This window comes from Amnibacterium sp. (genome assembly GCF_051956055.1).
In the GTDB taxonomy this organism is placed as follows: domain Bacteria; phylum Actinomycetota; class Actinomycetes; order Actinomycetales; family Microbacteriaceae; genus Amnibacterium.
This window is the reverse complement of record NZ_JBQCGC010000103.1, coordinates 1-13,702: the sequence shown is the minus strand read 5'-3', so window position 1 is coordinate 13,702 and position 13,702 is coordinate 1. Positions and strand designations below refer to the sequence as shown.

Annotated in this window: 14 protein-coding genes; all 14 read left to right on the top strand. The window is 70.5% G+C overall.

What is annotated here, in order from left to right:
• Positions 1–239: 239 nt before the first annotated feature.
• Entirely contained in the window at positions 240–677 is a 438-nt protein-coding gene (locus ACTHLI_RS14500; protein ID WP_440185121.1) for a type II secretion system protein, read from the top strand.
• A gap of 101 nt (positions 678–778) precedes the next feature.
• Positions 779–2,176, top strand: coding sequence for a type IV pilus modification PilV family protein (locus tag ACTHLI_RS14495; RefSeq protein WP_440185119.1), 1,398 nt, complete (start codon positions 779–781; stop codon positions 2,174–2,176).
• Positions 2,173–2,868, top strand: a complete 696-nt coding sequence (locus ACTHLI_RS14490) for a hypothetical protein (protein WP_440185116.1) — start codon at positions 2,173–2,175, stop codon at positions 2,866–2,868. The genes ACTHLI_RS14495 and ACTHLI_RS14490 overlap by 4 nt, the downstream gene beginning before the upstream one ends.
• The gene (locus tag ACTHLI_RS14485) at positions 2,868–4,721 is read left to right on the top strand and encodes a hypothetical protein (protein WP_440185114.1); all 1,854 of its coding nucleotides are present in this window, start codon (positions 2,868–2,870) and stop codon (positions 4,719–4,721) included. The genes ACTHLI_RS14490 and ACTHLI_RS14485 overlap by 1 nt, the downstream gene beginning before the upstream one ends.
• Entirely contained in the window at positions 4,721–5,551 is an 831-nt protein-coding gene (locus ACTHLI_RS14480; RefSeq protein ID WP_440185111.1) for a prepilin peptidase, read from the top strand. The genes ACTHLI_RS14485 and ACTHLI_RS14480 overlap by 1 nt, the downstream gene beginning before the upstream one ends.
• 95 nt (positions 5,552–5,646) lie before the next feature.
• Positions 5,647–6,702, top strand: a complete 1,056-nt coding sequence (pilM, locus tag ACTHLI_RS14475) for a type IV pilus assembly protein PilM (RefSeq protein WP_440185108.1) — start codon at positions 5,647–5,649, stop codon at positions 6,700–6,702.
• Positions 6,699–7,406: a hypothetical protein gene (locus ACTHLI_RS14470; RefSeq protein WP_440185106.1), complete on the top strand. Its 708-nt coding sequence runs from the start codon at positions 6,699–6,701 to the stop codon at positions 7,404–7,406. Before pilM ends, ACTHLI_RS14470 begins: the two co-directional genes overlap by 4 nt.
• Positions 7,403–8,068, top strand: coding sequence for a hypothetical protein (locus ACTHLI_RS14465; protein ID WP_440185103.1), 666 nt, complete (start codon positions 7,403–7,405; stop codon positions 8,066–8,068). Before ACTHLI_RS14470 ends, ACTHLI_RS14465 begins: the two co-directional genes overlap by 4 nt.
• A gap of 83 nt (positions 8,069–8,151) precedes the next feature.
• Positions 8,152–9,081, top strand: a complete 930-nt coding sequence (locus ACTHLI_RS14460; protein ID WP_440185101.1) for a hypothetical protein — start codon at positions 8,152–8,154, stop codon at positions 9,079–9,081.
• Positions 9,041–9,535: a hypothetical protein gene (locus tag ACTHLI_RS14455; protein ID WP_440185098.1), complete on the top strand. Its 495-nt coding sequence runs from the start codon at positions 9,041–9,043 to the stop codon at positions 9,533–9,535. Before ACTHLI_RS14460 ends, ACTHLI_RS14455 begins: the two co-directional genes overlap by 41 nt.
• A gap of 271 nt (positions 9,536–9,806) precedes the next feature.
• Entirely contained in the window at positions 9,807–10,184 is a 378-nt protein-coding gene (gene rpsL, locus ACTHLI_RS14450) for a 30S ribosomal protein S12 (protein ID WP_119480680.1), read from the top strand.
• Positions 10,184–10,654, top strand: a complete 471-nt coding sequence (gene rpsG, locus ACTHLI_RS14445) for a 30S ribosomal protein S7 (RefSeq protein WP_440185094.1) — start codon at positions 10,184–10,186, stop codon at positions 10,652–10,654. Before rpsL ends, rpsG begins: the two co-directional genes overlap by 1 nt.
• 144 nt (positions 10,655–10,798) lie before the next feature.
• Complete coding sequence (gene fusA / locus ACTHLI_RS14440) at positions 10,799–12,919, top strand: elongation factor G (RefSeq protein ID WP_440185091.1); 2,121 nt, start codon at positions 10,799–10,801, stop codon at positions 12,917–12,919.
• 258 nt (positions 12,920–13,177) lie between these two features.
• Positions 13,178–13,702, top strand: a 525-nt coding sequence (locus tag ACTHLI_RS14435) for a GTP-binding protein (RefSeq protein WP_440185088.1), incomplete at its 3' end; no start/stop codon positions are given.

The following is a 13,702-nucleotide window of genomic DNA, read 5'->3' as shown; positions in this document are numbered from 1 at the left end:
GCCCGCGAACGGGGGGCGTTTCCCTCCGATCCGCCGCGCGTCGCATGTCGCATCCTCGTGCACAGGACATCCGTGCTACTGCACCGCCCCGCTCACTGGGGTCAGGAATCGACGCGAACACCCCCGCAAGGGGTCTGCTTTCCCTATTCGAGCGACTTTATCTTCGGAGTGTCGCTTTATTCGAAATGAATTCAGCGATATCCACCACTCCACATCCTGAACGGAACAACGAACCCGTCATGTCCATCTCCACCGCCCTCAAGGCCCGACGTGAGCAGCTCCGCGACCGCGAGGCCGGCTTCACGCTGATCGAGCTCCTCGTCGTCGTGATCATCATCGGCATCCTGGCCGCCATCGCCATCCCGGTGTACATCGGCGTCCAGAACAGCGCCAAGGACAGCTCGGCCCAGTCCGACCTCGCCAATGCGAAGGTCGCCATCAACGCCGCGTACAGCGCGAGCACCGGCGGCTCGTGGACCGCGCTCTCGACGACCGCGGCGACCAACACCAGTGCCTTCTCGAAGTACGGCTGGACCAACGGTCCGGTCGACGACTCCGCCACCGCCGGCGGCTCGACCAGCTCCTGGTGCCTCGTGGAGCAGAGCGGCAGCGGGACGAACTTCTACGTGACTCAGGCCACGTCGCCCTCGTCCACCAAGACGGCCGACTGCAAGTAGCGAGTCGCGGCACTCGCCGCACTCGATGAGCGACGGGCGGACAGCGTGAGCTGGCCGCCCGTCGCCTCACGTTCGAATCGGGCGACCCGGGAGGTGATCTGATGCGTAGGCCCGCAGCCGACGAGGGCTTCAGCCTCGTCGAGGTGATCGTGGCCATGGTCGTCTTCGGCCTCGTCAGCACCGGCATCCTCACCAGCGCGAACATCGTCATCCGCATGACGGCCGACAACCGGTCCCGCGAGGTCGCGGCGAACCTCGCCGAGCAGCAGCTCGACACGGACCGCGGGATCCTCGACCCCTTCGACATCCACAACATCCCGGCCACTGCGGGCGGAGCGCCGCTCACGCAGACCATCTCCGGCCGCACCTACACGATCACCCAGACCACCTCGCTCGTCAGCGTCGACGGCAACGACATCACCTGCGGCACCTCGAAGTCCGTGTCCTACCGGCGGATCACGGTCCAGGTCGACTGGACCGGGCGCCTCCCCACGACCGCCAAGGTGCAGAGTGACACGATCCTCGCGCCGAACGGCCGCATCAACGACTCCTCGACCGGGTCGATCTCCGTCCTCGTCTCCGGCGTCGGTGGTACCGGCGAGTCCGGCGTCGGCGTCACCGTCAGCCCGATCTCGGGCGGCGCGAGCGCCCTGACGACGCAGCCCGCCGCGACCGACGTCGACGGCTGCGCTTACGCGTTCGGCCTCACGCCCGGCACCTACCGCGTCGCGATCTCGAAGGCGAACTCGGTCGACCAGCTCCAGAACGGCACGCCGACCACGAACATGCCGAACGAGCCGGCCGACCTCGTCGTGACCGCGGGTTCGACCTCGCCCCTGACCTTCACCTACGACCAGACCGCGACGTACCCGCTGTCCTACGCGACCGGATCGGGCGCCACGTTGCCCGACACGATGGCGACGACCTTCCTCAGCAGCTCCGGGGCGCCCTACAGTCCCGCCGGTTCCTCCGCGCCGCCGTCCTCGGTCTCACTGTTCCCGTACACGACGGGCTACGGCGTCATCGCGGGCCGAGAGGCGAACCAGAACGCCACGCTGTGCGCGGCGGAGGACCCCGCGGCGTGGGCCGTCGCCACGGGTGTGAAGGCCGGGACCCGCGGGGTGGCGCCCGGGCAGCAGCCGGGGGCCACGTCGTCCACGGTCACCGTGCCCATGGGCGTCTTCACCGTCACCGCACCGACCTTCTCCTTCGGCAACGCCTACGTGACGGCGGTCGGCCAGAGCTCGACCGCCAACGGCGAGCCGGGATGCGCGACGCCGGAGACGTTCACGTTCTCCTCGTACATCGCCCCCGGCAGCACGAAGACCCTCGCCCTCCCGTACGGGACGTACCAGCTCTACGCGGGTGGTGCCCTCGGCGCGACGACGGTCAAGATCGGCGCCCCGATCGTGAAGCTGCCTTCGAGCACGTACGACGGGCCGCTGTCCTCGGTCACGGCCGACGGCGTGCTCACGCTCGACCCGAGGCCCGCAGGATGATCGCCGCGTTGCGCCGGCGGCTCCGGCGTGAGCAGCCCGAGGCCGGCATCGCGCTCATCGAGCTGATCGTGTCGATGGTCGTGATGCTCATCATGCTCACCCTGATCGCGCGCATGTTCGCCCAGGTGACCCACGTCGCCGGCGACAACCAGTCGACGCGGTCGGGCATCGGCACCGCGGGCACCGTGATGGACGAGGTGACCAGGGTGATCCGGCAGGGCACCAGGGTCAGCACCTCGCAGACGACCGTCGAAGGCGCCGTGCTCGCGGGATCGACCGCCACCTCGCTCGGCATCGACGCGTTCGTCGACTCGACGGTCACCCCGGGTGTCGCGGCGATCGCGGCGACGCGCGTCCAGTTCTCGGTCGACGGCTCCGGCCGGCTCGTCGAGCAGCGCTATCCCGGCACGGTGACCGGCGGGTACACGACCTTCAGCACCTCCGGGACGACGCGGATCGTCAACGGCCCGATCGTCCCCGACGGCGCGACCCCGCTCTTCACCTACACCGACGGCACGGGTGCCGCCGTCGTGCCCGACTCGGGCGGTCTCACGGCCGCGCAGGCGCTCACCGTCACCGCCGTCACCGTGACCGTCACGGTCGCCAACCAGCTGTCCAGCGGGAACGACCCGGTGCAGCTGACGAACCAGGTCACCATGCCGAACATCGCGATCATCAACGGGGGCTACTGATGCTGCTCCGCATCCTGCAGCGGCGGGCCCGGAACGACCGGGAGGCGGGTGTCGCGCTGATCGTGGTCGTCTCGCTGACCGCGGTGATGCTCATCGCCATCGGTGCGGCCCTCACCGGGGCGACCTCCGGCCTGCAGCAGGCGGTCGCCGCGCAGGGCTCGACCCGCGCGCTCGATGCGGCCTATGCGGGCGTGCAGGACTACATCGCGAAGCTCAACGCCGACTCGACCTACCCGCAGTACGGCAACCCGGCGTCCTCGTTCTCGAAGACGAGCACCGTCTCCCTCCCGCTCACCACGAATCCCGCGTTCAGCCTCGACTCCGGTGCGAGCAGCACCTGGTCGACCGTGCCGATCCCCGGCGGGGCGACCGTCGGCAGCTACCGGTACGAGGTCGACAACTCGCAGTACGGCGCGACCGGCCTGCTCCGCGTCCGCTCGACGGGACGGTTCGGGAACTTCACGCGCACGATCGTCGCGAACATCCAGCAGCAGGGCTTCATCAACTACCTGTACTTCACCGACTTCGAGACGCAGGACCCGGCTGTGACCGGCGCGAGCGGCTGCGCGAGCTACCTGTGGTCCACGGCGTCCCGCAACACGAACAACTGCCCCATCATCCAGTTCGGCCCGAACGACAAGCTCGCCGGCCCGATCCGGTCGAACGACACGATCACGGTCTGCGGCTCCACCTTCAACGGCTCGGTCACGAGCTCGAACCCCGGCACGCCGATCATCCGCACGCCCTCCGGCTGCGCGGCGGGCACCTACAACGCGAGCCAGCCGGGCTACGCGCCGGTGCTCGCGATGCCCGCCACCAACACCGCGATGAAGGCGCAGACCTATACCGACACGGCGTCGAGCCCCGGCTGCCTCTACACGGGACCGACCCGGATCACGCTCAACGCCGACGGCACCATGACCGTCGTCTCGCCGTGGACGCGCGCGACCGCGGTGACCTCGACCGGTGCCGCCGCGGCGACTCCGGCGCCATCCCGCTGCGGCGACATCACCGCCATGCACTCCACCAAGGGGGCGACCTTCACGGTCCCCGCGAACAACCTCGTCTACGTCCAGAGCGTGCCCACGAACTCGAGCGACCCGAACTACACGGCGACGAGCGCCGTGCCGTCGCTGGGGTCTGGGACCACCTACACCTGCCTCGGCTCGAGCGCGTCCCCGATCTCCGGGTCGGCGGGCAGCGCCGGGTGGTCGCTGACGGATTCGAACGGCACCGTCCGGTACCCGTTGTCCGGCGAGAGCCCCGCGACGAACTGGAGCAACACCTCGAACCGTTCGCTGTGGGACACCACCACCCCGGCGTACGGGTGCCGCGACGGCGACGTCTTCGTCAAGGGGACGATGAACGGCAAGCTCACGATCGCGAGCGACAACTACATCTACGCGACGGGCGACATCACGTACAACAACGCGACGAGCGACGTGCTCGGGCTCGTCGGCAACAACGGCGTCCTGGTGTGGAATCCGCTCCAGTACATCCAGTGGTACTACTCCACCCCGTACAACGGCGTCTCGATGCTCGGTGACACCGACCGCGAGATCGACGCCGCCGTGCTGTCGCCCGTGCACACGTTCCAGGTGCAGAACTACAACGCCGGGCCGCCCCGGGGCACCCTCACGATGCGCGGCTCGGTCGCCCAGCGCTTCCGCGGGCCTGTGGCGACGACCAGTGGTTCGAGCGTCGCGACGGGCTACGCCAAGAACTACCTCTACGACGCCCGGTTCTCGACCGTGACGCCGCCCTACTACCTGAAGCCGACCTCGGCCGCGTTCAAGGTCGGCTCCTACGCGGCGGTCGCTCCCGCGTTCACGCCGACCGGGGTGGCGAGCTGATGCCGGTACTCGCGGCCCTCGCGCTCGCCCTCGGCCTGGCGATCGGCTCCTTCCTCAACGTGGTCATCTTCCGCGTGCCCGCCGGCCTGTCGGTCGTCTCGCCGCCGTCCGCGTGCCCCGGCTGCGGCCACGCGATCCGCGCCCGCGACAACGTGCCCGTCGTCTCCTGGCTGCTGCTGAAGGCGTCCTGCCGGGACTGCGGTGCCCCGATCGCCGCCCGCTACCCGATCGTGGAGGCGCTCACGGGCGCCGCGTTCGTGATCGTGTCCCTGCGCTTCGGGCCGCCGTTCGTCGCGCAGCTGGGCGGGGCGCCCGCGCTCGCCGCAGCGGCAGGGCTCGAGTGGATCGCGTTCCTCGTCCTCGCCGCCGCCGCGGTCGCGCTCGCGGCCATCGACCTCGACGTCCACCGCCTGCCGGATCGGATCGTGCTCCCGACGGGTGCCACCGGGCTCGTGCTGCTCGGTGCGGCGGACGTGCTCCGCGGCGACCTCGTCTCGGCGGGTGTCGCAGCGGCCGGTGCCGGCGGCGCCGCCCTGCTGTACGCCGTGCTGTGGTTCGTCAAGCCGGGAGGCATGGGCCTCGGCGACGTGAAGCTGGCGGCGGTCCTCGGGCTGTTCCTCGGCCAGCTCGGTGTCGCGCCGCTCGTCGTCGGCGTCGCCGCCGGGTTCCTGCTCGGTGCGGTGTTCGGCGGGGCGCTGCTGGTGCTCCGCCGTGCGACGCGCTCCTCCGGCATCCCGTTCGGGCCGTGGATGCTCGCAGGCGCATGGGTCGGCGTGCTCGCCGGCGACCCGCTCGCGCACGTCTACCTGGCCCTCTGCGGCCTCACGTGACCCGTTCGGGCGTTCCCCCAACTGGGAACTCGCCGAGCGAGGCCGGCTCCCCGACACTGACACCGATTCCCTGAGCGAAAGCGACCACGAACACCATGACCAAGACGATCGTCGGGCTGGACTTCGGCCACGGCGTCATCCGCGGCGCGGAGGTGCTGCCGGCGCACGGGCGCCAGCGCGCCACGCTCGTGCGGTACCAGGAGATCCCGGTGCCCCACGACGCGATCCGCGAAGGCGTCGTCGTCGACGAGGACGCGGTCGTGGGGGCGCTCGAGAACCTGCGCGGCTCCGCCGGCTTCGGGACGCGCCGCGCGGTGCTCGGCATCGGCGGCCAGCAGGTGCTGATCCGCGAGCTCGTCATGCCGGCGATGCCCGCCGACGCGCTGCGCGACGCGCTGCCGTTCAAGGCGCAGGACCTCCTGCCGCTGCCCGTCGAGGACGCCGTCCTCGACTTCTACCCGATCGAGGAGGTCGAGGACGCCGACGGCCCCTCCCTCCGCGGTCTGCTCGTCGCCGCGACGAAGCAGTCGGTCGTCGCCAACATCCGAGCCGTCAAGCGGGCCGGGTTCAAGGTCGTCGACGTCGACCTGATCCCGTTCGCCATCGTCCGCGCGCAGCCCGAGGAGAGCCGGAGCGGCGTGCAGCTGTTCGTGCACGTCGGTGCGACCTCGACGAGCGTCGTCGTCACCGACGCCGGGGTGCCCCAGTTCGTCCGGCTGCTGCCGAACGGCGGCGAGGACCTGACGACCGCGCTCGTCGACCAGCTCGGCCTGCGTGCCGACCGGGCCGACGACATGAAGCGCCGGTACGGCATCAAGGCCGATCCGTCCGATCTCCAGTCCGACTTCGTCGCGCGAGTCAACGCGGAGGGCGCGCGCGACATCGTGCAGGCCGCCCGCTCGACCGTCGCCTTCTTCGAGCACGCCAGGGAGGAGGCCGGTACGGCCGTCACCGGCGTGGTGCTGAGCGGCGGCGGCTCGCAGCTGCGCGGGCTCGCCGAGGAGATCGCGGGCGCCACCGGGCTGCCGGTGAGCGCGGGTCGCGGCGACGCGGGCATCCGGGTCGGCGCCCAGGTCGACGAGGTCGCCCTGCTCGCCTCCGGCGTCGTGCCGGCGGTCGCCGTCGGCCTCGCGCTGCGGGGTGCCGCATGAGCGCCGAGAGCACCGGGGTCCTCGCCCGGCTCCGCCAGCCCGTCGGGGGCGCCCGCAAGGCACGCCAGCGGGTCGGCGGCACGCCCCAGGTCACCCTGCTCCCGCGCGAGGTCCGCGAGGCCGGAGCGATCGCGCGCCACCGGCGCGCCCTCGTCGCCCTCGTCGTCGCGGTCGCGGTCGCGGCCGGGATCGGCGTCGCCGCCGCGCAGCAGGTCGACACCTCCTCGCAGCAGCGACTCGCCGACGCGCAGGCGCGGGCCCAGGCCCTCGCCGTGCAGACCGCGAAGTTCCAGGACATCCGGAAGCTCGAAGCGCAGATCGCCGCGGGCAAGGCCGCGGTCCGGGTCGGCAGCTCGACGATGATCGACTGGCAGACCCAGATCGACGCCATCGAGGCGGGGCTGCCGAGCGGCTACACGGTCACGAACATCAGCGCGAACGGTGCGACGCCGCTCGTGGCCTACCCGCAGGGGAAGAGCCTCCTCGAGCCGGCGCGCGTCGCGACGATCTCGATCACGGTGACCTCGAGCACCTTCGGCCCGGAGTTCTCCGCCTGGATCCACAGCCTGGGGTCGGTGCCCGCCTATGCGGACTCGACGAGCACCACGAGCTACGACACCTCCACGAGCACGTACACGACGGTGCTCACCGTGCACCTCACTCCGAAGGCCCTCGCGGCCGGGACCTGGACGGCCCTGAAATGAACCCCTCCCTGCTCTGGAAGCTCGGCGCGGGCGTCGCCGTCCTCGCGATCTGCGGAGGTGCCGTCGTGCTCGGCGTGCAGCCCTCGCTCGCGCGGGCCGCCGCCGCGGACGCCTCCACCGCCCAGCTGCAGCAGGCCAACGCGAGCTCCCAGGTCGAGCTCGGCCGGCTGTCGGCGCTCGCCGCGAAGCAGTCCACCCTGCAGGCGCAGAACGCCCGGCTCGCCGCGGCCGTGTCGGGCTCCCTGCTGCTCAGCACCTTCTCCAAGCAGGTGCGGGACACCGCCGCCGCCGACGGCGTCTCCATCACGTCGCTGGCCGTCGCGACCGCGAACGACTACGTCCCGCCCGTCGTCCCGGCGACCTCGAGCAGCACGACCTCGACGCCTTCGCCCGCGCCCACCGCCGCGCCGGCAGCGCCTCCGGCCGCCGCGACCGGCGTGTTCGGGAAGACCGATCCGCTGATCACGGGCAGCGACTTCGCGGTCATCCCGATCACGGTCACCGTCACCGGCACCGAGTCGTCCAGCGTGACCTTCGCGCAGGACCTGCAGCAGATGGCCAGGATGTTCGCGGTGGACACCGTGACGTACGCCAGGGGGAGCGGCGCGGGGACGCCGCCGACCACGACCATCAGCGGCAACATCTACGCGCTGAAGAGCTGACCCGGCCCGATCGGCACCCGTCGCCGTACCGCCCGCAGAACCCCTCCCGTAGGCTCGTCGGGCCACGACGAAGGGACCTCGAGATGGCCGAGCCCACCACGCCTGCGGGCGACCCAGGCGCTGGGGATCCCCGCGCCGCGGACGCCAGGACGACCCCGGAGTCGGATGCGGAGCTGCTCGCGCCGCCCACCGACGAGGAGCTCGCCGCGACCGGGGAGCCGAGCGCGGAGGAGATCCACGCGGCGGCCGCAGGATCGCGCGCCGAGGAGCCTGTGCAAGCCGACACCCGGCCCGCCGAGCCGGAGGCGGCGCCCGGCGCCGCCCGAACCGCGCCCGCTCCCGAGCCCGCGACCCCGGTCGAGACGGAGCGGGACCGGCCGGTCGCGACCCCCGTCGCGGCGCCGGAGGGGAGGGGCCCGGCCGAGCCCGCCACCGCCGTCGCACCGGCGCCCGCTCCTGCGCAGGAGCAGGCGCCGATCGCCCCGGCGGCCGAGGCCGCCCCGCCGCCCAGGGGGCGCGGCAACCGGCTCGTCGGCACGGCGTGGGTCCTCCTCGCCGCGGGACTGTTCGAGGTGCTCTACTTCGGCGTCCTCGGCCTGATCGTCCTCCTGCTCGGCGGTGCCGGCGCGGTCGTGCCCCAGCTGACGAACCTCGCGGCCTACCCGTTCTCGTGGCTGCCGGTGCTCTTCTTCTTCCTCTTCTTCGAGCTCACGGTGCTGCTCTTCAACCGCGCCGGCCGCTTCGCCTACGTGGTCGCGAGCCTGATCGTCGGGTTCCTGGTCTACGTCGTCTCGGTGCTGCTCATCTCGATCATGATCGGGGGAGGGATCGGCGACACGGCGACGCTCGCGAGGGCGTTCGAGTCGCCGGAGTTCGTGTTCACCGGCCTCGTCGCGCGCGAGGTGATGCTCTGGACCGGGTTCGCGATCGGCTCGCGCGGCATCCGGGTGCGTCGCCGCAACTCCGACGCCCGTGCCCGGTACGACGAGGAGCTCGCCGACGACCGGGTCTGAACCGCGGGCCGGAGGCGGCGTCGCGATCCTCCTCGCGCTCGGCTGGGCCGCCGCCGTGGTGGCGGCCAACGGATTCGTGAGCCTGCTCGCGGACCTGGAGGTGGAGGCCGTCCACGGTGCCGGTCCGCTCGCCGAGCCGGTCGGCGTGGCGGTCGCGACCCTCGCGATCGCGGCCAGGATCGCCCGCGCGACCGCCAGGAGCGTCCTCCTGCCGGTGGCGTGCGCGCTCATCGCCGCGGTGGCGCTGATCCTCGTGCCGGCCGTCGTCGCCGCGATCATGAGCGATCCCGGGACCGGCTTCCTCGTGCTCGGCCGCGGCGCCGTCTCCGTCTTCACGCTCGCCGACGCCCTGCTCGCCGCGCTCGCCGGCCTCATCGCGCTGGTCGTGGTCCGGGCGCGCGCGGCCGGAGCCGGCCGGCTGCGCTGGCCGTGGGAGCGCGACGACGAGCCCTGACGGGGCCGACCCGCCGGGCGTGTTTGATCCCCCTCCCGAGTGCGGGTACTATCTGTTCGGTTGTGTGCCGCTCGCCGGTGCACGCATGTCCCGCGAAGGCCCTGGCGCCCGTGTGCGGGACCAGCGCGGATGCGAGTCATCCGCTTCGACCGTCCGGCACCCGTGTGCGGTGCCGGGTCACCCGCCAGGGTGATGCCCCGGGAAAGACAGCCCGTCCGTGCGGACGGTGCACAACAGAGAACCCGCCTCACGGCGGCGAGGAGTCAGCAGAGTGCCCACCATCCAGCAGCTGGTCCGCAAGGGCCGCACGCCGAAGGTCGTCAAGACCAAGGCGCCCGCGCTGAAGGCGAACCCGCAGCAGCGCGGCGTCTGCACCCGCGTCTACACGACCACGCCGAAGAAGCCGAACTCCGCGCTCCGCAAGGTCGCGCGCGTGAAGCTCTCCAACGGCACCGAGGTGACCGCCTACATCCCGGGTGAGGGGCACAACCTGCAGGAGCACTCGATGGTGCTCGTGCGCGGCGGCCGTGTGAAGGACCTGCCCGGCGTGCGCTACAAGATCGTGCGCGGCGCGCTGGACACCCAGGCCGTCAAGAACCGCAAGCAGGCCCGCAGCCGCTACGGCGCCAAGTTGGAGAAGAAGAAGTAATGCCTCGCAAGGGACCCGCACCGAAGCGCCCGGTCGTCGCCGACCCGGTGTACTCCGCCCCCGTCGTGAGCCAGCTGGTCAACAAGATCCTGGTCGACGGCAAGAAGGGCCTCGCCGAGCGCATCGTCTACGGCGCGCTCGAGAACGTGGCGCAGAAGAACGGGCAGGACGCCGTCACGACGCTGAAGAAGGCGCTCGACAACGTGCGCCCGACCATCGAGGTCAAGAGCCGCCGCGTCGGTGGCTCGACCTACCAGGTCCCGGTCGAGGTCAAGCCGCACCGCGCGAACACGCTCGCGCTCCGCTGGCTCACCTCCTACGCGAAGGCCCGGCGCGAGAAGTCGATGACCGACCGCCTCACGAACGAGATCCTCGACGCGTCGAACGGCCTCGGCGCCGCGGTGAAGCGCCGCGAGGACACGCACAAGATGGCCGAGTCGAACCGCGCCTTCGCGCACTACCGCTGGTAGTCCGGAACACGCACCTCCACCGCGGCCGCGGCTCCGTCCACCGGACGGGGTCCGCGGCCTCGGGCATGAAACGGGGCGCTGACGCGTTGCCCATCGGGCAAGCACACGCAGCAGCGCTCAACACTTCTTTCGAAAGGTTCCCCCGTGGCAGTCGCCCAGGACGTCCTCACCGACCTCAACAAGGTCCGCAACATCGGGATCATGGCGCATATCGACGCCGGCAAGACGACGACGACCGAGCGCATCCTCTTCTACACCGGCATCACCCACAAGATCGGCGAGGTGCACGACGGTGCCGCGACGATGGACTGGATGGCGCAGGAGCAGGAGCGCGGCATCACCATCACGTCCGCTGCGACGACGTGCTTCTGGAACAACAACCAGATCAACATCATCGACACGCCCGGCCACGTGGACTTCACGGTCGAGGTCGAGCGGTCCCTGCGCGTCCTCGACGGCGCGGTCGCGGTCTTCGACGGCAAGGAGGGCGTCGAGCCCCAGTCCGAGACCGTCTGGCGCCAGGCCGACAAGTACAACGTCCCCCGGATCTGCTTCGTCAACAAGATGGACAAGCTCGGCGCGGACTTCTACTTCACCGTCGACACGATCGTGAACCGCCTCGGCGCGAAGCCGCTGGTCATCCAGCTGCCGATCGGTGCGGAGAGCACCTTCGAGGGTGTCGTCGACCTGGTCGAGATGCGCGCGCTCACGTGGCGCGGCGACGCCAAGGGCGATGTCCAGATGGGTGCGAAGTACGCCATCGAGGAGATCCCCGCCGACCTGCTCGAGAAGGCGCAGGAGTACCGCGAGAAGCTCATCGAGACGGTCGCCGAGTCCGACGACGCGCTGCTCGAGAAGTTCTTCGGCGGCGAGGAGCTCACGGTCGCCGAGATCAAGGGCGCCATCCGCAAGATGACGGTCAACAGCGAGCTGTACCCGGTGCTCTGCGGTTCCGCGTTCAAGAACCGCGGCGTGCAGCCGATGCTCGACGCGGTCGTCGACTACCTCCCGAGCCCGCTCGACGTGCCGGCGATCGAGGCGCACGACCCGCGCGACGAGGAGAAGGTCATCCTCCGTCACGCCGACGCGAACGAGCCGTTCTCGGCGCTCGCGTTCAAGGTCGCGGTGCACCCGTTCTTCGGCCGCCTCACCTACGTCCGGGTCTACTCCGGTCACATCGAGGGCGGCAGCCAGGTCATCAACTCGACCAAGGGCAAGAAGGAGCGCATCGGGAAGATCTTCCAGATGCACTCCAACAAGGAGAACCCGGTCGACGGCGTCTCGGCCGGCCACATCTACGCGGTGATCGGCCTCAAGGACACGACGACGGGCGACACCCTGTCGGACGTGAACGAGCAGGTCGTCCTCGAGTCGATGACGTTCCCCGAGCCGGTCATCGAGGTCGCGATCGAGCCGAAGACCAAGGCGGACCAGGACAAGCTCGGCACCGCGATCCAGAAGCTCGCCGAGGAGGACCCGACCTTCCGCACCGAGCAGAACCGCGAGACGGGCCAGACCATCATCAAGGGGATGGGCGAGCTCCACCTCGACATCCTGGTCGACCGCATGAAGCGCGAGTTCAACGTCGAGGCGAACGTCGGCAAGCCCCAGGTGGCCTACCGCGAGACCATCAAGCGCCCCATCGAGCGCTACGACTACACCCACAAGAAGCAGACCGGTGGTTCCGGCCAGTTCGCGAAGGTGCAGATCGCGCTCGAGCCGCTCGAGGTCACGGCGGAGACGACCTACGAGTTCGAGAACAAGGTCACGGGTGGTCGCGTCCCGCGCGAGTACATCCCCTCGGTCGACGCGGGCATCCAGGACGCGATGCAGGTGGGCGTGCTCGCCGGCTTCCCGACGGTCGGCGTGAAGGCGACGCTGCTCGACGGCGGCTACCACGAGGTCGATTCGTCCGAGATGGCGTTCAAGATCGCCGGTTCGATGGCGTTCAAGGAGGCCGCGCGCAAGGCGTCGCCGGTGCTCCTCGAGCCCGTCATGGCCGTCGAGGTCAGGACCCCGGAGGAGTACATGGGCGACGTGATCGGCGACCTGAACTCCCGTCGTGGGCAGATCCAGGCGATGGAGGACGCCTCCGGCGTGAAGGTCGTCACCGCGAAGGTGCCGCTGTCGGAGATGTTCGGCTACGTCGGCGACCTGCGGAGCAAGACCTCCGGCCGCGCCGTGTACTCGATGCAGTTCGACAGCTACGCCGAGGTCCCGAAGAACGTCTCCGACGAGATCGTTCAGAAGAACAAGGGTGAGTGATTGTCGGGGCCGGTGGCGGTGACGTCCCGGCCCCCGCTCCTCGCCTCAGGGCGCGGGAGCGCCCCGCCGGCCGATGCCGGCGAAACGCGAAGCCGCGCCAGCGGCGCAGCAGGGGTTCGGACGGGGGCGGCGAAGCCGCTCGCGGCGGAAACCCTCCCGTAATAAACCGGGTATCCTCGACCGGTCGTTTCCTGCGCAAACCCGCGCCTCTACGACCGAGGTAGGACACCTCGACCAACAGTCCCGAGGAGGACATCAGTGGCCAAGGCCAAGTTCGAGCGCACCAAGCCGCACGTGAACATCGGAACGATCGGGCACGTCGACCACGGCAAGACGACGCTCACCGCCGCCATCACCAAGGTGCTGCACGACAAGTACCCGACGCTGAACACGGCGAGCGCGTTCGACCAGATCGACAACGCTCCCGAGGAGCGCCAGCGCGGTATCACGATCAACATCTCGCACGTCGAGTACCAGACCGAGAAGCGCCACTACGCGCACGTGGACGCCCCTGGCCACGCGGACTACATCAAGAACATGATCACCGGTGCCGCCCAGATGGACGGCGCGATCCTCGTGGTCTCCGCGACCGACGGCCCGATGCCGCAGACGCGCGAGCACGTGCTACTCGCCCGCCAGGTCGGCGTGCCCTACATCGTCGTCGCGCTGAACAAGGCCGACGTCGTCGACGACGAGGAGATCCTGGAGCTCGTCGAGCTCGAGGTCCGCGAGCTGCTCTCGAGCCAGGAGTTCGACGGCGACAACGCCCCGATCGTCCGCGTC

Coding starts and splice junctions, on each gene's coding strand:
- ACTHLI_RS14480 (WP_440185111.1), top strand. CDS start 4,721: ATGCCGGTACTCGCGGCCCTCGCGCTCGCCCTCGGCCTGGCGATCGGC.
- ACTHLI_RS14495 (WP_440185119.1), top strand. CDS start 779: ATGCGTAGGCCCGCAGCCGACGAGGGCTTCAGCCTCGTCGAGGTGATC.
- ACTHLI_RS14460 (WP_440185101.1), top strand. CDS start 8,152: ATGGCCGAGCCCACCACGCCTGCGGGCGACCCAGGCGCTGGGGATCCC.
- pilM (WP_440185108.1), top strand. CDS start 5,647: ATGACCAAGACGATCGTCGGGCTGGACTTCGGCCACGGCGTCATCCGC.
- rpsG (WP_440185094.1), top strand. CDS start 10,184: ATGCCTCGCAAGGGACCCGCACCGAAGCGCCCGGTCGTCGCCGACCCG.
- ACTHLI_RS14485 (WP_440185114.1), top strand. CDS start 2,868: ATGCTGCTCCGCATCCTGCAGCGGCGGGCCCGGAACGACCGGGAGGCG.
- ACTHLI_RS14500 (WP_440185121.1), top strand. CDS start 240: ATGTCCATCTCCACCGCCCTCAAGGCCCGACGTGAGCAGCTCCGCGAC.
- ACTHLI_RS14470 (WP_440185106.1), top strand. CDS start 6,699: ATGAGCGCCGAGAGCACCGGGGTCCTCGCCCGGCTCCGCCAGCCCGTC.
- ACTHLI_RS14465 (WP_440185103.1), top strand. CDS start 7,403: ATGAACCCCTCCCTGCTCTGGAAGCTCGGCGCGGGCGTCGCCGTCCTC.
- ACTHLI_RS14490 (WP_440185116.1), top strand. CDS start 2,173: ATGATCGCCGCGTTGCGCCGGCGGCTCCGGCGTGAGCAGCCCGAGGCC.